The following is a 294-nucleotide window of genomic DNA, read 5'->3' on the forward strand; positions in this document are numbered from 1 at the left end:
GCCATTTCATTTGCAGATTTAGCAGATGAAGATGAAGAGGTCTCTGCCCGCTTTGCCGATGCTTATGATACAGCAATGAAAGTTTATGGTGTGGCTTGGAACCTCACTATGGGGCTTTATTGGATTCGCCCCTGGAACTTCTTAACGTTAGACAGTCAATCCAAGAACTATATTAACAAAAAACTTAACATCGAGATTAATACCACTGGCCCTAATAAACATTGTAGTTCCGATGATTATTTAGAGTTGATGGGGAGTATAGAAGCTCGCTTTCAAGAAGACAGCTATCCTGTA

At 40.5% G+C, this 294-nt stretch carries 1 pseudogene; it reads left to right on the forward strand.

Annotated features, from left to right (window positions below):
• A pseudogene (locus BTV99_RS13670) lies at positions 1-294 on the forward strand (AAA family ATPase); the annotation flags it as partial.

Origin of the sequence: Psychrobacter sp. Rd 27.2, from assembly GCF_001921755.1 — a bacterium.
Lineage (GTDB): Bacteria > Pseudomonadota > Gammaproteobacteria > Pseudomonadales > Moraxellaceae > Psychrobacter > Psychrobacter celer.